General features: G+C 72.2%; 19 protein-coding genes. 13 read left to right on the plus strand and 6 right to left on the minus strand.

Annotation, left to right across the window (positions count from 1 at the left end; all coding sequences use genetic code 11):
* Positions 1–36: 36 nt before the first annotated feature.
* The 3 genes from ACIQRW_RS03550 (at position 37) to ACIQRW_RS03560 (ending at position 3,300) form a co-directional block, all read left to right on the plus strand.
* Positions 37–474: a gamma-glutamylcyclotransferase gene (locus tag ACIQRW_RS03550; protein ID WP_007458837.1), complete on the plus strand. Its 438-nt coding sequence runs from the start codon at positions 37–39 to the stop codon at positions 472–474.
* A gap of 116 nt (positions 475–590) precedes the next feature.
* Positions 591–1,415: a purine-nucleoside phosphorylase gene (locus ACIQRW_RS03555; protein ID WP_403753821.1), complete on the plus strand. Its 825-nt coding sequence runs from the start codon at positions 591–593 to the stop codon at positions 1,413–1,415.
* 244 nt (positions 1,416–1,659) lie between these two features.
* Positions 1,660–3,300 (plus strand): phospho-sugar mutase, encoded by a 1,641-nt coding sequence (locus tag ACIQRW_RS03560; protein WP_403753824.1) that lies wholly within the window; start codon positions 1,660–1,662, stop codon positions 3,298–3,300.
* Positions 3,301–3,372: 72 nt separating this feature from the next.
* Here the strand turns inward: ACIQRW_RS03560 and ACIQRW_RS03565 are convergent, their stop codons facing one another.
* On the minus strand, positions 3,373–4,011 hold the full coding sequence (locus ACIQRW_RS03565) for a PH domain-containing protein (RefSeq protein WP_403753826.1): 639 nt from the start codon (positions 4,009–4,011) through the stop codon (positions 3,373–3,375).
* A gap of 176 nt (positions 4,012–4,187) precedes the next feature.
* Here ACIQRW_RS03565 and deoC point away from each other — a divergent pair, with 176 nt between their 5' ends.
* From deoC to ACIQRW_RS03580, 3 genes are read left to right on the plus strand one after another with little or no spacing between them, the layout of a single operon-like run.
* Positions 4,188–5,135: a deoxyribose-phosphate aldolase gene (gene deoC / locus ACIQRW_RS03570; protein ID WP_403754406.1), complete on the plus strand. Its 948-nt coding sequence runs from the start codon at positions 4,188–4,190 to the stop codon at positions 5,133–5,135.
* Positions 5,136–5,140: 5 nt separating this feature from the next.
* Entirely contained in the window at positions 5,141–6,577 is a 1,437-nt protein-coding gene (locus tag ACIQRW_RS03575; RefSeq protein WP_403753829.1) for an aldehyde dehydrogenase family protein, read from the plus strand.
* Positions 6,570–7,487: an aldehyde dehydrogenase family protein gene (locus ACIQRW_RS03580; RefSeq protein ID WP_403753832.1), complete on the plus strand. Its 918-nt coding sequence runs from the start codon at positions 6,570–6,572 to the stop codon at positions 7,485–7,487. Before ACIQRW_RS03575 ends, ACIQRW_RS03580 begins: the two co-directional genes overlap by 8 nt.
* Positions 7,488–7,562: 75 nt before the next feature.
* Here the strand turns inward: ACIQRW_RS03580 and ACIQRW_RS03585 are convergent, their stop codons facing one another.
* Positions 7,563–7,982, minus strand: coding sequence for a hypothetical protein (locus ACIQRW_RS03585; RefSeq protein ID WP_403753835.1), 420 nt, complete (start codon positions 7,980–7,982; stop codon positions 7,563–7,565).
* A gap of 61 nt (positions 7,983–8,043) precedes the next feature.
* On the opposite strand from ACIQRW_RS03585, the gene ACIQRW_RS03590 reads away from it, so the two are divergent.
* Positions 8,044–8,754 (plus strand): uridine kinase, encoded by a 711-nt coding sequence (locus tag ACIQRW_RS03590; protein WP_329158862.1) that lies wholly within the window; start codon positions 8,044–8,046, stop codon positions 8,752–8,754.
* 189 nt (positions 8,755–8,943) lie between these two features.
* On the opposite strand, the gene ACIQRW_RS03595 is transcribed toward ACIQRW_RS03590, so the two are convergent.
* On the minus strand, positions 8,944–9,750 hold the full coding sequence (locus tag ACIQRW_RS03595; RefSeq protein ID WP_403753837.1) for a SigE family RNA polymerase sigma factor: 807 nt from the start codon (positions 9,748–9,750) through the stop codon (positions 8,944–8,946).
* 182 nt (positions 9,751–9,932) lie between these two features.
* Here ACIQRW_RS03595 and afsQ1 point away from each other — a divergent pair, with 182 nt between their 5' ends.
* The 5 genes from afsQ1 (at position 9,933) to ACIQRW_RS03620 (ending at position 13,750) form a co-directional block, all read left to right on the plus strand.
* Complete coding sequence (gene afsQ1 / locus ACIQRW_RS03600) at positions 9,933–10,610, plus strand: two-component system response regulator AfsQ1 (RefSeq protein WP_006127084.1); 678 nt, start codon at positions 9,933–9,935, stop codon at positions 10,608–10,610.
* On the plus strand, positions 10,607–12,136 hold the full coding sequence (locus tag ACIQRW_RS03605; protein ID WP_403753840.1) for an ATP-binding protein: 1,530 nt from the start codon (positions 10,607–10,609) through the stop codon (positions 12,134–12,136). Before afsQ1 ends, ACIQRW_RS03605 begins: the two co-directional genes overlap by 4 nt.
* The gene (locus ACIQRW_RS03610; RefSeq protein ID WP_403753843.1) at positions 12,133–12,768 is read left to right on the plus strand and encodes a hypothetical protein; all 636 of its coding nucleotides are present in this window, start codon (positions 12,133–12,135) and stop codon (positions 12,766–12,768) included. Before ACIQRW_RS03605 ends, ACIQRW_RS03610 begins: the two co-directional genes overlap by 4 nt.
* 109 nt (positions 12,769–12,877) lie before the next feature.
* The gene (locus tag ACIQRW_RS03615; RefSeq protein WP_403753845.1) at positions 12,878–13,450 is read left to right on the plus strand and encodes a VanZ family protein; all 573 of its coding nucleotides are present in this window, start codon (positions 12,878–12,880) and stop codon (positions 13,448–13,450) included.
* 93 nt (positions 13,451–13,543) lie between these two features.
* Entirely contained in the window at positions 13,544–13,750 is a 207-nt protein-coding gene (locus ACIQRW_RS03620) for a PspC domain-containing protein (protein ID WP_215111184.1), read from the plus strand.
* Between the two features lie 155 nt (positions 13,751–13,905).
* On the opposite strand, the gene ACIQRW_RS03625 is transcribed toward ACIQRW_RS03620, so the two are convergent.
* Entirely contained in the window at positions 13,906–14,208 is a 303-nt protein-coding gene (locus ACIQRW_RS03625) for a hypothetical protein (protein ID WP_329158851.1), read from the minus strand.
* A gap of 134 nt (positions 14,209–14,342) precedes the next feature.
* Entirely contained in the window at positions 14,343–15,497 is a 1,155-nt protein-coding gene (locus ACIQRW_RS03630) for an adenosine deaminase (protein WP_403753849.1), read from the minus strand.
* Between the two features lie 349 nt (positions 15,498–15,846).
* Between ACIQRW_RS03630 and ACIQRW_RS03635 the strand changes: the two genes are divergently transcribed.
* Positions 15,847–16,524 carry an alpha/beta hydrolase family protein gene (locus tag ACIQRW_RS03635; RefSeq protein ID WP_403754409.1) on the plus strand — a complete coding sequence of 226 codons (678 nt, stop codon included), beginning with the start codon at positions 15,847–15,849 and terminating at the stop codon, positions 16,522–16,524.
* A 24-nt stretch (positions 16,525–16,548) separates the two neighbouring features.
* Here the strand turns inward: ACIQRW_RS03635 and ACIQRW_RS03640 are convergent, their stop codons facing one another.
* Complete coding sequence (locus ACIQRW_RS03640; RefSeq protein WP_403753852.1) at positions 16,549–17,502, minus strand: LysR family transcriptional regulator; 954 nt, start codon at positions 17,500–17,502, stop codon at positions 16,549–16,551.
* Between the last annotated feature and the right edge of the window lie 32 nt (positions 17,503–17,534).

Consider the following 17,534-nt stretch of genomic DNA (forward strand, 5'->3'; position numbering starts at 1 on the left):
GCCGCTCCCGCGCCCACCTCCCGTACCCTCGGTCCCATGTCGCTCTACGCCGCGTACGCCGGCAACCTCGACGCGCGGCTCATGACCCGCCGCGCTCCGCATTCCCCGATGCGCAGCACCGGCTGGCTCAACGGCTGGCGGCTGACCTTCGGCGGGGAGCAGATGGGCTGGGAGGGGGCGCTGGCCACCGTGGTCGAGGCGCCGCGCTCCCAGGTCTTCGTCGCGCTGTACGACCTGGCGCCGATGGACGAGGACTCGATGGACCGCTGGGAGGGTGTCGGGCTCGATATCTACCGGCGGATGCGGGTGCGGGTGCACACCCTGGACGGCGAGGAGCCGGCCTGGATGTACGTGCTGAACGGCTACGAGGGCGGGCTGCCCTCGGCGCGCTATCTCGGCGAGATCGCGGACGCCGCGGAATCCGCCGGCGCACCGCACGACTATGTGATGGAACTGCGCAAGCGCCCCTGCTGACCAGGGCGGACCGGGGCCCGGTCGCGCCGTGTTCGTGCAAAAGCACAAAGACCCGCGGCGCGTCTTTGCGCCAGTACATCTACGCGCGTAGGGATTGAGCGGTTACGCTCGTCCGCGTGAACGCATCTGTTATTCCGGACAACATCCAGGCCGACCCGCGGGCAGCCGCCGCCGGGGCCGCCGCACGCCTGCGCGAGCTGACCGGCGCCGAGACCCATGACGTCGCCCTGGTCATGGGCTCCGGCTGGGCGCCCGCGGGCGAAGCACTCGGCGTCCCGGAGGCCGAGTTCCCCGTGACCGACCTGCCCGGCTTCCCGGCGCCCGCCGTCGAGGGCCACGGCGGCACGGTCCGCTCGTACAGGATCGGCGAGAAGCGCGTGCTGGTCTTCCTCGGCCGCACGCACTTCTACGAGGGCCGGGGCGTCGCCGCCGTCGCCCACGGGGTCCGTACGGCGGTGGCCGCGGGCTGCGGGACCGTCATCCTGACGAACGGCTGCGGCGGTCTGCGCGATGGGATGCGCCCGGGACAGCCGGTCCTGATCAGCGACCACATCAACCTGACGGCCGCCTCCCCGATCATCGGCGCCAACTTCGTCGACCTGACCGACCTGTACTCCCCGCGGCTGCGCGCGCTGTGCAAGGAGATCGACGACACCCTCGAAGAGGGCGTCTACGTCCAGTTCCCCGGCCCGCACTACGAGACCCCGGCCGAGATCAACATGGTCCGGGTCATGGGCGGCGACCTGGTGGGCATGTCCACGGTCCTGGAGGCCATCGCGGCCCGGGAGGCGGGCGCCGAGGTGCTCGGCCTCTCCCTCGTCACCAACCTGGCGGCGGGCCTGTCCGGAGAACCCCTCAACCACGAGGAGGTCCTCCAGGCCGGCCGCGACTCGGCGACCCGGATGGGCGCGCTGCTGGCAAGGGTGCTGGAGCGCGTCTAGGGCGTGCCGCAGCCGGTCCGGCTGCATTTCCAGCCTGTTCGACTGCGTTACCAGCCCGCCCCGGCTGCGTATTTTTCAGCCCGTCCGGCGTTTGAGGACCGGGGCCCGGGGCGGAGCCCCGGTTTCGGGAAGGGGCGGGGAGGGGAACAGCCCGCGCAGCGCCCACCCCTCCCCACCCGCACCCGCCCCACCCGCACCCCACCCCCGTACCCCCCTTCCGCACACCCCCCGAAAGGCGGCCCCCGTGCAGCACGACCTCATCGCGCAGGCCAGGACCTGGCTGGCCGAGGACCCCGACCCCGAGACGCGCGCGGAGCTGGGCGCGATCATCGAGGCGGGTGACACCCAGCAGCTCGCGGCCCGCTTCGCGGGCACGCTCCAGTTCGGCACCGCCGGGCTGCGCGGGGAGCTGGGAGCCGGGCCGATGCGGATGAACCGGTCCGTGGTGATCCGGGCGGCGGCGGGCCTCGCCGCGTATCTGAAGGCCCAGGGCGAGGAGGGCGGGCTCGTCGTCATCGGCTACGACGCCCGCTACAAGTCGGAAGACTTCGCGCGCGACACGGCGGCCGTGATGACCGGGGCCGGGCTGCGCGCCGCCGTGCTGCCCCGCCCGCTCCCCACCCCCGTACTGGCGTACGCCATAAGGCATCTGGGCGCGGTCGCCGGGGTCGAGGTCACCGCCAGCCACAACCCGCCGCGCGACAACGGCTACAAGGTCTACCTCGGCGACGGCTCACAGATCGTGCCTCCGGCCGACGGCGAGATCGCCGCCGCCATCGACGCGGTCGGCCCGCTGGCGGGCGTGGAGCGCCCCGAGGACGGCTGGGAGACCCTCGGGGACGAGGTCCTGGCCGCCTACCTGGCCCGTACGGACGCGGTCCTGGCCCCCGACAGCCCCCGTACGGCTCGCGCGGTCTACACCGCGATGCACGGCGTCGGCACCTCCGTGCTGACCGCCGCGTTCGAGCGGGCCGGGTTCCCGGCACCGGTCCTCGTCACCGAGCAGGCCGAGCCCGACCCCGCGTTCCCCACCGTGGCCTTCCCCAACCCGGAGGAGCCCGGCGCGATGGATCTCGCCTTCGCCACCGCGCGCCGGGCGGCGCCGGACCTGGTCATCGCCAACGACCCGGACGCGGACCGCTGCGCAGTCGCCGTGCCCGACACCGCCACGGAGGGCGGCTGGCGGATGCTGCGCGGCGACGAGGTGGGCGCGCTGCTGGCCGCGCACCTGGTGGAGCGGGGCGTGAGCGGCGTGTTCGCCGAGTCGATCGTGTCGTCGTCGCTGCTCGGCCGGATCGCGGAGAAGGCGGGCCTCGGTTACGAGGAGACGCTGACCGGCTTCAAGTGGATCGCCCGGGTGGACGGCCTGCGGTACGGGTACGAGGAGGCGCTCGGCTACTGCGTCGACCCCGAGGGCGTCCGCGACAAGGACGGCATCACCGCCGCCCTGCTCGTCGCCGAGCTCGCCTCCGTACTCAAGGAGCAGGGCCGTACGCTCCTGGATCTGCTGGACGACCTGGCGCTCGCGCACGGTCTGCACGCCACCGACCAGCTCTCGGTGCGGGTGGAGGACCTGTCGGTCATCGCGGACGCCATGGCCCGGCTCCGCGAGCAGCCGCCGACCGGGCTGGCCGGTCTCGCCGTCACCTCGGCCGAGGACCTGGCGCGGGGCACGGACAGGCTGCCGCCCACCGACGGGCTGCGCTACCAGCTGGAGGGCGCCCGGGTGATCGTCCGCCCGAGCGGCACCGAGCCGAAGCTGAAGTGCTACCTGGAGGTCGTCGTCCCGGTGGCGGACGCGGCCGGGCTGCCCGCCGCGCGGGCCCGGGGCGCCGAACTGCTCGCCGGGATCAAGCGGGACCTGGCGGCGGCAGCGGGGATCTGACGACCGCTTTCACGCCGAAGGGCCGGTACCCCTCCCCGGGTACCGGCCCTTCGGTGTTCGAAGGCGTCGGGCTCAGCCGAGCGCCCCCACCACCACAAGCAGGACGGCCCCCGCGACGGCCGGGGCGATCACTTCGTACGCCCAGCGCACGGAGCCCCGGTCCGCGCCCTCGGCGGTCGTGTCGCCGGCCCGCTCGGCGATGTCCCGCAGATCGCGGACGCTCTGGTCGGCGGGTGCGGTGCGCGCGGCGGAGTCGCGGACGTCGGCGCTGACGGAGGTGCGGCCGTAGGGGTCGTCGTGCGCCGCGCGGGCCGCGCCGCGCGCCGCGCGCTTGCGGGCGCGCAGGGAGACCGGGATCGCCCACAGCTGGTACTTCGTGCCGTCCTGGGCGAGCAGCTCGGAGGAGTACGAAGCCCGTACGTCGGCGACCTCGGTCCAGGGCAGCTGGATCGTCCGGAACGGGTTGCGGACCCGGATGCGCTCGTCGTCCGCGAAGACGGCGGGCCGCAGGGTGAACGCCACGACCAGCGGCACCACGAGGAGCAGCGCGGCCGTCGCCAGCCAGGGCACCCGTCCCTCGCCCCGGATCATGGCGTCGCCGGCCATCCAGGCGATCAGCAGGAGCAGCAGCGACCCGCAGACCAGTGCGGCGACGGAGCGGTAGGTCCGTGTCGCGGGGGGCGGCTCCGCGGGAGGTGTGGGGCTCGTCATGGGGCCGATTCTGCCTGACGGGCGCGGAGGGCGGCGCAGCGGACGCACCGCACGGCCGCCCGCCGCCGGGCCGTGGCGTCCCGAGGGAGGACGCGCGGGTGCGGGGTGCGGGACGCACGGATGACCTGGCCCTCTGTACAGGTCGCTACGCGCGTAGATATGCTCCCCTGGTGACCATGCCCACCACTGCTCCCGCATTCTCCGACGCGACGGCGTCCGACAGTGCGCTGCGCCGCTTCCTGTTCGGGCTGCCCGGCGTCGACGCCGTCGGCCTCGAAGCGCGCGCCGCCTCCCTCGCAACCCGTTCGATCAAGACGACGGCCAAGGCGTACGCCATCGATCTCGCCATCTCGATGATCGACCTGACGACGCTGGAAGGCGCGGACACCCCGGGCAAGGTCCGGGCTCTCGCCGCCAAGGCCGTCAACCCCGACCCGACCGACCGCACCGCCCCGCGCACCGCCGCGGTCTGCGTCTATCCCGACATGGCGGCCACCGCCGCCGCCGCGCTGGCCGGCTCCGGCGTGAAGGTGGCGTCCGTGGCGACCGCCTTCCCGGCGGGCCGTGCCGCGCTGGACGTCAAGCTCGCGGACGTCCGCGACGCCGTGGCGGCCGGGGCCGACGAGATCGACATGGTGATCGACCGGGGGGCGTTCCTCTCCGGCCGGTTCCTGAAGGTGTACGAGGAGATCCTCGCCGTGAAGGCGGAGTGCGGCCCCGCCCGCCTCAAGGTGATCTTCGAGACCGGTGAGCTGTCCACGTACGACAACATCCGCCGGGCCTCCTGGATCGGGATGCTGGCGGGCGCCGACTTCATCAAGACCTCGACCGGCAAGGTGGCCACCAACGCCACCCCCGCCAACACGCTCCTCATGCTGGAGGCCGTCCGCGACTTCCGGGCGCAGACCGGTACGCAGATCGGCGTGAAGCCGGCCGGCGGGATCCGCACCACCAAGGACGCGGTCAAGTTCCTGGTGCTGGTGAACGAGACCGCGGGCGAGGACTGGCTGGCCCCGCACTGGTTCCGGTTCGGCGCGTCCAGCCTGCTCAACGACCTGCTGATGCAGCGCCAGAAGCTCAGCACCGGCCGTTACTCCGGCCCCGATTACGTGACGGTGGACTGATAGCCATGGCATCCGCATTCGAGTACGCACCGGCGCCGGAGTCCCGCGCCGTCGTCGACATCGCCCCCTCCTACGGGCTGTTCATCGACGGCGAGTTCACCGAGGCAGCCGACGGCAAGGTCTTCAAGACCGTCTCGCCGAGCAGCGAGGAAGTCCTCTCCGAGGTCGCGCAGGCCGGCGCGGCGGACGTGGACCGGGCCGTGAAGGCGGCCCGCAAGGCGTTCGAGAAGTGGTCGGCGCTGCCCGGCTCCGAGCGCGCCAAGTACCTGTTCCGGATCGCCCGGATCATCCAGGAGCGCAGCCGCGAGCTCGCCGTTCTCGAAACCCTCGACAACGGCAAGCCGATCAAGGAGACCCGCGACGCGGACCTCCCGCTGGTCGCGGCGCACTTCTTCTACTACGCGGGCTGGGCCGACAAGCTGGACCACGCGGGGTACGGGGCGAACCCCCGGCCGCTGGGCGTGGCCGGTCAGGTCATCCCGTGGAACTTCCCGCTGCTGATGCTCGCGTGGAAGATCGCCCCGGCGCTCGCCACGGGCAACACGGTGGTCCTGAAGCCCGCCGAGACGACCCCGCTCAGCGCTCTGTTCTTCGCGGACATCTGCCGCCAGGCGGGACTCCCCAAGGGCGTCGTCAACATCCTCACCGGTTACGGGGACGCGGGCGAGGCACTCGTCACGCACCCGGACGTGAACAAGGTCGCCTTCACCGGTTCGACCGCCGTGGGCAAGGCCATCGCGCGCTCCGTCGCGGGCACGGACAAGAAGGTCACCCTGGAGCTGGGCGGCAAGGGCGCGAACATCGTGTTCGACGACGCGCCGATCGACCAGGCCGTCGAGGGCATCGTCACCGGGATCTTCTTCAACCAGGGCCAGGTCTGCTGCGCCGGTTCCCGGCTGCTGGTCCAGGAGTCGGTCCAGGACGAGGTGCTGGACGCCCTGAAGCGCCGGCTGTCCACGCTGCGCCTGGGCGACCCGCTGGACAAGAACACCGACATCGGCGCGATCAACTCCTCCGAACAGCTCGCCCGGATCACCTCCCTGGTGGAGACCGGCGAGGCGGAGGGCGCGGAGCGCTGGAGCGCCCCCTGCGAACTGCCGTCGTCGGGTTACTGGTTCGCCCCGACGCTCTTCACGAACGTCACCCAGGCGCACACGGTGGCCCGCGACGAGATCTTCGGCCCGGTGCTCTCCGTCCTCTCCTTCCGCACCCCGGACGAGGCGGTCGCCAAGGCGAACAACAGTCAGTACGGCCTCTCGGCCGGCATCTGGACGGAGAAGGGCTCCCGCATCCTCGCGGTGGCGAACAAGCTCCGCGCGGGCGTCGTCTGGGCCAACACGTTCAACAAGTTCGACCCGACGTCGCCGTTCGGCGGCTACAAGGAGTCGGGCTACGGCCGCGAGGGCGGCCGCCACGGCCTGGAGGCGTACCTCGATGTCTGAGCAGAACCGACTTGGCGTCTTCAAGACCTACAAGCTGTACGTCGGGGGCAAGTTCCCCCGCTCCGAGAGCGGCCGGGTGTACGAGGTGACCGACTCCAAGGGTGCGTGGCTCGCCAACGCGCCGCAGTCCTCCCGCAAGGACGCGCGCGACGCGGTCGTGGCCGCGCGCAAGGCGTTCGGCGGCTGGTCGGGCGCGACCGCGTACAACCGCGGCCAGGTCCTCTACCGCGTCGCGGAGATGCTGGAGGGCCGCAAGGACCAGTTCGTCCGTGAGGTGGCCGCCTCCGAGGGGCTGTCGAAGTCCAAGGCGGCGGCCGTGGTGGACGCGGCGATCGACCGCTGGGTCTGGTACGCGGGCTGGACCGACAAGATCGGGCAGATCTCCGGCGGGGCGAACCCGGTCGCGGGCCCCTTCTTCAATCTCTCCACCCCCGAGCCGACGGGCGTGGTCGCGGTCCTCGCACCGCAGAAGTCGTCGTTCCTCGGCCTGGTCTCGGTGATCGCCCCGGTCGTCGCGACCGGCAACACGGCGGTCGTCGTCGCCTCGGCCGACGCCCCGTTGCCCGCGCTGTCGCTGGGCGAGGTGCTCGCCACCTCCGACGTGCCCGGCGGCGTGGTCAACGTCCTGTCGGGCGTCACGGCGGAGCTGGCGGCCCCGCTCGCCGCCCACCAGGACGTCAACGCGATCGACCTCACCGGCGCGGACACCGCCCTGGCGAAGGAGCTGGAGATCGCGGCGGCGGACAACCTGAAGCGCGTACTGCGCCCGGGGCCGGCGGACGCGGACGGCGCGGCGGACTCCGCGGACTGGTCGGCCTCCCCCGGCACGCACCGCCTGACGGCGTTCCTGGAGACCAAGACGGTGTGGCACCCGACGGGCGCCCTGGGGGCCGCCGGCTCCTCGTACTGACACCCACCCGATGCCCGGACGGGGCCGCCCTCCCACCCCGGGGCGGCCCCGTCCGCCGTCTCTCCGCGCCGGGCGTCAGCCGGTGATGAGCCCGGTGACCGTCCCCACCACCGGCAGGTCGCCCAGCGAGCCGCCGCTGGTGATCGGGTCCGTCAGGACGGCCGTGGTCAGCGGCTTGAAGTCCGCGATCTGGGTGCCCACGGCGTTGTCCAGGGGGTCCACCCCGGTGTTGGCCAGCGGGTCCAGCTGGAGCTCGGTGATCGGGGCGACACTCTCGGTCAGCGAGGTCCCGAGCGCGCTGGTCACCGCCGGTCCGGCCGTCTCGCCGACCGCCTGGAGCGCCGAGGCGCCCTGGTCCGGGATCTCCGCGACCGGGGGCAGCTGAACGGCCCCCGCGGAGCCCGCACCGGCCCCCAGGGCGGCCCCCAGCGCGGTGAGGGTCAGACCGGCACGCAGCAGGACGCGACGTTCGGGCTTACGTGCATGAAGTGCCATGTTTTCCACCTGATCGATCTGGTTGGGTAATCGTCTGTGCGCGCAGAGTAGTTGAGGTGTGATGCTGGATACCAACAGGAGGCCCGAGGGGTCCCCTGCGCGGGTCAATGCCTCACACTTCTGTTCTGTGAGTTCCCAACCGATCCCGACCCGCGTCGTGCTGCTCGCGGGCCCCTCCGGCTCCGGCAAGTCCGTCCTGGCCGCCCGCACCGGTCTGCCGGTGCTGCGCCTGGACGATTTCTACAAGGAGCACGACGACCCGACGCTGCCCCGGGTGCCGGGCTCCACGGACATCGACTGGGACTCCGCCGGGTCCTGGGACGCGGACGCGGCGGTGGCCGCCATCGCCGAGCTGTGCCGGTGCGGCCGTACGGACGTTCCGGTGTACGACATCGCCACCAGCTCCCGTACGGACCACGAGGCCTTCCACATCGAGCGGTCACCGCTGTTCGTGGCGGAGGGCATCTTCGCGGCGGACATCGTCGAACGCTGCCAGGACCTGGGGCTGCTGGCCGACGCGCTGTGTCTGCGCGGCCGCCCGTCCACCACGTTCCGGCGGCGGCTGGTGCGGGATCTGCGCGAGGGCCGCAAGTCGGTGCCGTTCCTGCTGCGGCGGGGCTGGCGGCTGATGCGGGCCGAACGCCGCATCGTGGCCCGCCAGACCGCCCTGGGGGCGTACCCCTGTGGCAAGGAGGAGGCGCTGGGGCGGTTCGCCGCCGCGGCGGCGGGGCGGTGCCGCCGGGCGGGCGTGGGGGCGCCGGTCCCGGAGTAGAGAGAAAGCGGGGCCGTACAGGACCCCCCGGCCCGTACGACCCCGCTGTGTCTCCCCCGTGACCCGCGCCTCCCCCGAAGCGACGGGCCGTTCCCCCGTGGTTCCCCCGAACCCCCTCGGTCCCCGTTTTTTACTGCTCCCCCGTACTCCCCCGTGGCCCCCGCCTCCCCCGAGACGAAGGGCCCAGCCTCAGGCCACCAACTCGCCGAAGGACTCCTGCTCGTCACGTCCGAAGCTGAGGACCTCGTCCTCGCGCAGCCGGCGCAGGGAGCGCCAGATGCTGGACTTCACCGTGCCGACACTGATGTCGAGGATCGACGCGATCTCCGGGTCGGTGCGGCCCTCGTAGTACCGCAGGACCAGCATCGTGCGCTGGAGTTCGGGCAGCCGGGCGAGCGCCTGCCACAGCACCGCCCGCAGCTCCGTGCCGCGCATCGCGTCCGTGTCGCCCACCGTCTCCGGCAGCTCCTCGGTCGGGTATTCGTTGAGCTTGCGCCTGCGCCAGGCGCTGATGTGCAGATTGGTCATGGTGCGGCGCAGATAGCCGCCGACCGCCGCCTTGTCGCTGATCCGGTCCCACGCCCGGTACGTCGAGAAGAGGGCGCTCTGCAGCAGGTCCTCGGCCTCGAACCGGTCACCGGTCAGGTGGTAGGCGGTCGCGTACAGGGAGGCCCGTCGCTCCTGGACGTAGGCCGTGAACGCCGCTTCGGCGTCCGCGTCTCCCGCCCTGGCCGTGCGATCCCCCGTGGCTTCCCCGTACGCGCTCGTCGCCCCCTTGGGCGCGTCGAGCACCGTCATGTACGGCATGCGCACCTGCTCCGCCACCGTCTGGTGCTGACGCCCGGCGCTCCGAACACACCCCCGTACTCCCCCAAGCTCTCGGCTGCGCTCGAGCAGGGAGGCACCCCCCGTGGCGCCGGACCTCTCCGTGCTCCGCCCGACGTCGTGGAGACGCGTGACAACTGCGCTTGAGCTGGTGCTGTGCAGTGCGTTCATCTCGCGCCCCCTATCGGTGGAGTCCGTTCGTTCCCTGTTGTCGAAGAGCTTGCCGGGGCAGTTTCATGGCGCTGTCCCCCGACTGTCACAGGCCTGTCACAGGGGTGGTCGGGGCCGTGCCCGGACAATCGGACCGGGCCACAGGTCGAACTGAAGCGCCACCATGGGCCAGAATGACGTTCGTGCCTTTCCTGTTGCTGATCGAGGACGACGACGCCATCCGCACGGCCCTCGAACTCTCGTTGTCACGCCAGGGCCACCGTGTGGCCACCGCGGCGACGGGAGAGGACGGCCTGGAGCTGCTGCGCGAGCAGCGGCCCGACCTGGTCGTGCTGGATGTGATGCTGCCCGGGATCGACGGTTTCGAGGTGTGTCGGCGTATCCGCCGCACCGACCAGCTGCCGATCATTCTGCTGACCGCGCGCAGCGACGACATCGACGTCGTGGTGGGACTGGAGTCCGGCGCGGACGACTATGTGGTGAAACCTGTCCAGGGACGGGTGCTCGACGCCCGCATCCGGGCGGTGCTGCGCCGGGGGGAGCGCGAGTCGACCGACTCGGCGACCTTCGGCAACGTGGTGATCGACCGCTCCGCCATGACCGTCACCAAGGACGGTGAGGATCTGCAGCTCACGCCGACCGAGCTGCGGCTCCTGCTGGAGCTGAGCCGCCGGCCCGGCCAGGCCCTGTCCCGGCAGCAGTTGCTGCGCCTGGTGTGGGAGCACGACTACCTGGGCGACTCCCGTCTGGTGGACGCCTGTGTGCAGCGGCTGCGCGCGAAGGTGGAGGACGTGCCGTCCTCGCCGACCCTGATCCGTACGGTGCGGGGCGTGGGCTACCGGCTGGACTCGCCTCAGTGACCGAAACCGCCAAGCGGTCCCTGCGCGCCGGTCTGCGCTGGACCAGTCTGCGGCTGCGCCTGGTCGTGGTGTTCGCGCTGGTGGCGCTGACGGCCGCGGTCTCCGCTTCGGGGATCGCGTACTGGCTCAACCGCGAGGCCGTGCTGACCCGTACCCAGGACACCGCGCTCGACGACTTCCGGCGGCAGATGCAGGAGACCGCGGCCGGGCTGCCGACCGGTCCCACCAAGGACGACCTCCAGCGGGCCGCCGGTGAGATGGCGTCCAGCAGCCCGGGTTACAGCGTGCTGCTGGAGGCCGAACGCGAGCGCGGCAAGCCGATCGTGGGCTACTCCGACCTGGACAGCTTCACCCTGGCCGATGTGCCGGACTCGTTGCAGAAGCAGGTGGCCCGCAAGCAGTCGCTGACGTCGAGCAACGAGCACGAGTACCACCTGTTCTGGCAGCGGACGAGCATCGCGGGCACGCCGTATCTGGTCGCCGGTACGCGGATCATCGGCGGCGGCCCGACCGGCTACATGCTCAAGTCCCTCGACCAGGAGCGGCAGGACCTCAACTCGCTGGCCTGGTCGCTGGGGATCGCCACCGCCCTCGCGCTGGTCGGCTCGGCGTTGCTGGCGCAGGCCGCCGCGACGACGGTGCTGCGTCCGGTGCAGCGGCTCGGCGACGCGGCCCGCAAGCTCGGCGAGGGCAAGCTCGACACCCGGCTGGAGGTGTCCGGCACGGACGAACTCGCCGATCTCTCCCGTACGTTCAACAAAACGGCCGGATCGCTGGAGAAGAAGGTCGCGGACATGAGCGCGCGGGAGGAGGCGAGCCGCCGGTTCGTCGCCGACATGTCGCACGAGCTGCGGACCCCGCTGACCGCGATCACGGCGGTGGCCGAGGTGCTGGAGGACGAGGCGGACACCCTCGACCCGATGATCGCGCCCGCCGTGCATCTGGTGGTCAGCGAGACCCGGCGGCTCAACGACCTGGTGGAGAACCTGATGGAGGTGACCCGCTTCGACGCGGGCACGGCCCGGCTGGTGCTGGACACGGTCGACGTCGCCGACCAGGTGACCGCGTGCATCGACGCGCGGGCCTGGCTGGACGCGGTGGACCTGGACGCGGAGCGCGGCATGATGGTCCGGCTCGATCCGCGCCGGCTGGACGTGATCCTGGCCAACCTGATCGGCAACGCCCTCAAGCACGGGGGTTCGCCGGTGGGCGTACGGGTGCGGACCGAGGGCAACGAGCTGGTCATCGAGGTACGGGACCACGGTCCGGGGATCCCCCAGGACGTGCTGCCGCACGTGTTCGACCGGTTCTACAAGGCCAGCGCCTCCCGGCCGCGGTCGGAGGGCAGTGGGCTCGGCCTCTCCATCGCCATGGAGAACGCGCACATCCACGGCGGTGACATCACGGCGGCGAACTCCCCGGACGGCGGCGCCGTCTTCGAACTGCGGCTGCCGCGCGACGCCGAGAAGCTCGCGCACCACGGCGAACCGGGGGCGGACGCCCCGGACGGGAACGAGACGACGTGAAGCGCGGCGATGTCACGTACCGGCGAGACCCGCTCCGGCGACGTACGGCAGCCTCGCTGGCGGCCGTGCTGGCGGCCGCGGCGCTGGTCTCCGGGTGCGGGATCCGTACGACCTCGGTGCCGGTGGACGCGGGGGCCGCGCCCTCCCGGGTGCCGTGCCGGCTGTCCTCCTCGGACGTCGCCACCCGGTCGCCGGACAGCGTGAGCACCACGGTGTATCTGGTGTGCACCTCGCAGCTGGTCACCGCGGAACGTCCGGTGGCGGCGGACGCGACCGGCACCGACCCCCTGGTGGTCGCCCGGGCGCTGCTGAAGGAGGTCCAGCAGGCGCCGCCCGCGAACGAGCGGCGGGCCGGGTTCACCACCGCGGTTCCGGCGGGGCTGCGGGTGGCGCCGGCCCGGAACGGCGACCCGGCGGGCGCCGTGCGCCTCAGCAGCCAGCCGGAGGACCTGTCGGCGGAGGCGCTGGCCCAGCTGGTGTGCACGTACGCGGAGAGCGAGACGCTGGTCCGGGACGGCTCGGTGGTCCTGGGCGGGCCCGGGGACTACCCGCCGCGCGGTTATCTGTGCACCTCACAGACGAAGTCCCGGCCGGGCGACCTGGCCACGCCGGACGGCGTCCGGCTGGACTGACGCGGGTTCCGGGCGGTCCGCGGGGCCGCCCGGGAGAGCCGTCCGAGAAGGCCGTCCGGGAGGCGGGCCGCGGCGGCGCGGAACCGATCCTGCCGGTCGTGGCGTCTTGGTGGACGTGCGTCACAGTTCGGACGGCGAGACCGTCATCCACTTCCGCGCGGCGGGGGTCACTCTCCTTGCCGCGCATCTGCTGTTCGTCGGGTGGCTGACGCTGCGCCCGCTGGACGTTCCCTGGATCACGGCGGCGAATTTCGAGCCGCTCGCCGGGATCAGGGCGGACCTCGCGCTGGGACCGGCAGAGGCGGCCCGCCGGATCGGCGGGGCGTTGTTGCTGCTGGCCCCGCTGGGGGTGCTGCTGCCGATGGCCGGGGGCCGGATCTTCGTCTCCCCCTGGGTCTCACTGCTGCGTACGGTCGCCGCCGGTGCGCTGATCTCGCTGGCCATCGAGCTGGGCCAGACCGGGGTGCCCGGTCAGATCGTCGACATCGACTCGCTGCTGCTGAACACCACCGGGGTGGTGCTGGCCCATCTGCTGGTCGTCCCGGTCTGCCGGGCTCGGCTGCGCCGCCGGGGCGTGCCGGGGGTACGGGACCTGCCCTACTACCGGCAGGAGACCCGTCTCAGGGACGAGGCCCCTGGGGGGTCGACCCCGACGATTACCGGGGTCGGCCTCGCACCGTAGAGCGATGCTTTGTCCCCCTTCGCGGCGCACCATGGATACATCGGGGAGCGCACAAGGCCGCTCCTCACGCAACGGTTCGCGAAGGAGCCCACCATGGCCGCACTTGTCCGCCCCCGCGAAGGCCGCATGATCGGCGGAGTGTGCGCGGGCCTCGCCCGGCGCTTCGGTATCTCCGCCAACACGATGCGCGTCATCTTCGTCGTCTCCTGTCTGCTGCCCGGCCCGCAGTTCCTGCTCTACCTGGCCCTGTGGGCGCTGCTGCCGTCGGAGAAGTCCGCCTCCTCCGCGACGGCCTGGTGACGCGCCGGACCACGGGGAGCGAGAACGCACGGTGGGGCGCACACCCTGGTTCAGGGTGTGCGCCCCACTGGCAGGTACGGGTGGCGCCGGTGGCCCGGCGCGCGGGCCGGGTCGGACCGCGTCCACTGTCCGCCCCGGGGTCACCCGGCAGCCTCTCAGCCGCCGAGCGGGATCCCGTTGGCGGTGAGGCCCTTGGTGGGCAGTCCGCCGAGCAGGCCGGTGACCGGGGCGGCCGCGTCGGTGGCGTCGCCGCCGAGGACCTTGCCGACGGTCTCCTGGACCGGCGCGTTCTGGGCCGACTTGGCGACGGTGTCGAGCGCCATCGTCGAGACGGGGAGCACCCCGGCCGCGGCCTCCAGCGGCAGCGAGGGGGCTGCGGAGGCGCTGCCGGCGGCGGCAGCGGCGAAAGCGGCGCCGAGAGCGGCGACACCGAGAGTTTTGGCAGCAGACTTCTTCATGGCGAATTCATCCTTGGGGAAGGGGATGTGAGCGGCTCTGCAAGCTAGCCATCCCGCTGCCCCTATCGCAAACATCCCGACACGCGGAAAAGGGCCGGGATTTTGCTTCCCGGCCCTTTTGCCTGTCGGGGGCCTCAGCCCGTGGAGGCCCCGGAACCGCTGGTCACAGCGGTCTGACGGAAGAGCCACTCGGACTTCAGCTCCGCGTAGCCGGGCTTGACGACGTCGTTGATCATGGCGAGACGTTCGTCGAAAGGAATGAAAGCTGATTTCATCGCATTGACTGTGAACCACTGCATGTCATCGAGCGTGTATCCGAAGGCCTCGGTCAGCCGCTCGAATTCCCCGGTCATGCTCGTGCCGCTCATCAGCCGGTTGTCCGTGTTCACGGTGATCCGGAAGTGCAGCTTGCGCAGCAGTCCGATCGGGTGCTCGGCGTACGAGGTGGCCGCGCCGGTCTGGAGGTTGGAGGTCGGGCACATCTCCAGCGGGACGCGCTTGTCCCGTACGTAGGAGGCGAGGCGGCCGAGGGTGACCGAGCCGTCCTCGGCGACCTCGATGTCGTCGATGATCCGCACCCCGTGGCCGAGGCGGTCGGCGCCGCACCACTGGAGCGCCTGCCAGATCGACGGCAGGCCGAAGGCCTCGCCCGCGTGGATGGTGAAGTGGTTGTTCTCGCGCTTGAGGTACTCGAACGCGTCGAGGTGGCGGGTGGGCGGGAACCCGGCCTCGGCGCCCGCGATGTCGAAACCGACGACGCCCTGGTCGCGGTAGCTGTTGGCGAGTTCGGCGATCTCCAGTGCGCGGGCCGCGTGCCGCATCGCGGTCAGGAGGGCGCCGACGCGGATGCGGTGGCCGTTGGCACGGGCGGTGCGCTCGCCCTCGCGGAAGCCCTCGTTGACGGCCTCGACGACCTCTTCGAGGGTCAGGCCGCCCTCCAGGTGCTGCTCGGGGGCGTAGCGGATCTCGGCGTAGACGACGCCGTCCTCGGCGAGGTCCTCGGCGCACTCGGCGGCCACCCGGAACAGCGCGTCACGGGTCTGCATGACGGCGCAGGTGTGGGCGAACGTCTCCAGGTAGCGCTCCAGCGAACCGGAGTCGGCGGCCTCGCGGAACCAGATACCGAGCTTGTCGGCCTCGGTCTCGGGGAGGGAGTCGTAACCCTGCGCGCGGGCCAGCTCGACGATGGTGCCCGGCCGCAGGCCGCCGTCGAGGTGGTCGTGGAGCAGCACCTTGGGGGCGCGCCGGATCTGGTCGGAATCAGGGACATTCGGGGTCTGGCTCGTCATCTTGGCACTCTAGCGCCTACGCGCGTAGAGCGCCTGGGGTCGATGCGTAACAGTGACCGCGAAGTCGGGTGGAGTACACCTCTCCTTCTGACACTGTTCTGTCATGGGACAGCGCGCACTCTCCTCGCCCGATGCCAGGGGGCGTCTTGTCGGTCAGGCCGGATCAGGGAGCGGGGTCTGGTGCCGTGCATCGCAAGGCGGAGAAGGGAGTCATGGCGGAGCCATGGCGAGTGACGACAACGCGGCGAGGCGCGGCACCAGACCCCGCGAGCCCGGCATGACCGACAAGACGCCCCCCAGGTTGGGACGGGCCGTTCGGTCGGCCGGAACGATGGACGAGGTCAGCGGCGTGGTGCTGCTGCTCCCGGACGGCCGGGCCGACTCGCACCGTCGCCCCTCCCCCCTGTCGTACGCGGCACAGCTGCCGTTCGCGCGTTCCCTGGCCCGCGCCGGGACGGGCGACGGGCTCGCGGTGCACGTGCTGCACTACCGCCGCCGGGGCTGGAACGCGGACGACGCGCATCCCGTGGAGGACGCCGCGTGGGCGGCCGACGAGGTCCAGCGCCGGTACGGCGACGTACCGGTCTGCCTGGCCGGCCACGGGATGGGCGGGCGGGCCGCGCTGCGGGCCGCCGGGCACGGCGCGGTCACCTCGGTCCTGGCGCTGGCCCCGTGGCTGCCGGAGCGGGCGGCGGCCGAACCGGAGCCGGTGAAGCAGCTGGTGGGGCGGCGGGTGCTGATCGTGCACGGCACCAACGACGAGCGCACCGACCCGGAGTTGTCCTACCGGCTGGCCGAGCGGGCGAAGAAGTCCAACCGGGACACCTGCCGCTTCGAAGTCCATTCCGACGGCCACGCGTTGCGCCAGCACCGCCCCGAAGTGATGGCGCTGGCCGCCGACTTCGTGCGTGGCTCGCTCTTCGCCCGGTCCTACGCCCGCCCGGTCGCGGACGCGCTCGCCGCACCGCCGCCGCTGGGGCTGCGGATGCCGCTGGCCGCCGGGTTCGGCCGGTCGCTGCGGCACTGAACGCACGCCCCGCCGGGCGCCCGCTCAGTCCGGCAGCAGATTGCCCCGGCGCGAGAGCAGGAAGCGTTTGAAGGCGGCGACCGGCGGGGTGTCGGGGTGGCCGTCCAGCCAGGCGACCCCGATCTCGCGGGCGGCGCGCGGCGCGGTGACCGTCAGCTCGACGACGCCGGGGCGGGCGACCGCGGGCGGCGGCAGCAGGGCCACCCCGAGCCCGGCGGCGACCAGCCCGCGCAGGGTCTCCGCCTCCTCGCCCTCGAAGGCGACCCGGGGCCTGAAGCCCGCCTGGGCGCACAGGTCGTCGGTGATCCGGCGCAGCCCGTAACCGGGCTCCAGGGTGACGAACGTTTCGTCGGCGGCCTCCGCGAGCCGGATGCGCCGGCGGGACGCCAGGCGGTGGTCGTCGGGGACCACGAGGCGCAGCCGCTGTTCGTCGAGGCGGCGGGCGACCAGGTCGGGGGCGTCGGGCACGGGTGAGGTGAGGCAGAGGTCGAGGCCGCCCGCGCGCAGCCGTTCGATCATCGCCTCGCCGTAGTTCTGCACGAGCTGGAAGCGGACCTTGGGGTGGTCGACCCGGAAGGCGCGGATCAGGGCGGGCACGGTCTCCGAGCCCATGGTGTGCAGGAAGCCGAAGGAGACCCGGCCCGCCGTCGGGTCGGCGTCCGCCCGGACCGTGTCGGCGGCCTTCTCCACCTCGGCCAGGGCCCGTTCCGCCGAGCCGAGGAAGGTGCGGCCCGCCGGGGTGAGCGAGACCGTGCGGCCCCTGCGGGCGAACAGGGCGACGCCCAGGTCCGCTTCGAGCCGGACCATGGCCCGCGAGAGGGTGGACTGCGGGACGCCCAGCTCGTGTGCGGCGCGGGTCACATGCTCGTGCCGGGCGACCGCCTCGAAGTACGCGAGGCGGGGAGCGAGCACGGCCCGGATGTCTTCTTCGTAACTGCTCGGTGACAGCCGAGGCCCTGAGCTGCGTTCATGCACCATGGGATTGATTATCGCAGTTTTGTGCATTGGAC

The sequence above is a fragment of the Streptomyces sp. NPDC091287 genome (assembly GCF_044768525.1).
GTDB lineage: Bacteria > Actinomycetota > Actinomycetes > Streptomycetales > Streptomycetaceae > Streptomyces.

Excerpts from the sequence above, each read along its gene's own strand:
- ACIQRW_RS03550 (WP_007458837.1), top strand. The coding sequence starts at position 37 with ATGTCGCTCTACGCCGCGTACGCCGGCAACCTCGACGCGCGGCTCATG.
- ACIQRW_RS03565 (WP_403753826.1), bottom strand. The coding sequence starts at position 4,011 with ATGACGAGCCCCACACCTCCCGCGGAGCCGCCCCCCGCGACACGGACC.
- deoC (WP_403754406.1), top strand. The coding sequence starts at position 4,188 with ATGCCCACCACTGCTCCCGCATTCTCCGACGCGACGGCGTCCGACAGT.
- ACIQRW_RS03575 (WP_403753829.1), top strand. The coding sequence starts at position 5,141 with ATGGCATCCGCATTCGAGTACGCACCGGCGCCGGAGTCCCGCGCCGTC.
- ACIQRW_RS03580 (WP_403753832.1), top strand. The coding sequence starts at position 6,570 with ATGTCTGAGCAGAACCGACTTGGCGTCTTCAAGACCTACAAGCTGTAC.
- ACIQRW_RS03585 (WP_403753835.1), bottom strand. The coding sequence starts at position 7,982 with ATGGCACTTCATGCACGTAAGCCCGAACGTCGCGTCCTGCTGCGTGCC.
- ACIQRW_RS03590 (WP_329158862.1), top strand. The coding sequence starts at position 8,044 with ATGCTGGATACCAACAGGAGGCCCGAGGGGTCCCCTGCGCGGGTCAAT.
- ACIQRW_RS03595 (WP_403753837.1), bottom strand. The coding sequence starts at position 9,750 with ATGAACGCACTGCACAGCACCAGCTCAAGCGCAGTTGTCACGCGTCTC.
- ACIQRW_RS03620 (WP_215111184.1), top strand. The coding sequence starts at position 13,544 with ATGGCCGCACTTGTCCGCCCCCGCGAAGGCCGCATGATCGGCGGAGTG.
- ACIQRW_RS03625 (WP_329158851.1), bottom strand. The coding sequence starts at position 14,208 with ATGAAGAAGTCTGCTGCCAAAACTCTCGGTGTCGCCGCTCTCGGCGCC.
- ACIQRW_RS03630 (WP_403753849.1), bottom strand. The coding sequence starts at position 15,497 with ATGACGAGCCAGACCCCGAATGTCCCTGATTCCGACCAGATCCGGCGC.
- ACIQRW_RS03640 (WP_403753852.1), bottom strand. The coding sequence starts at position 17,502 with ATGGTGCATGAACGCAGCTCAGGGCCTCGGCTGTCACCGAGCAGTTAC.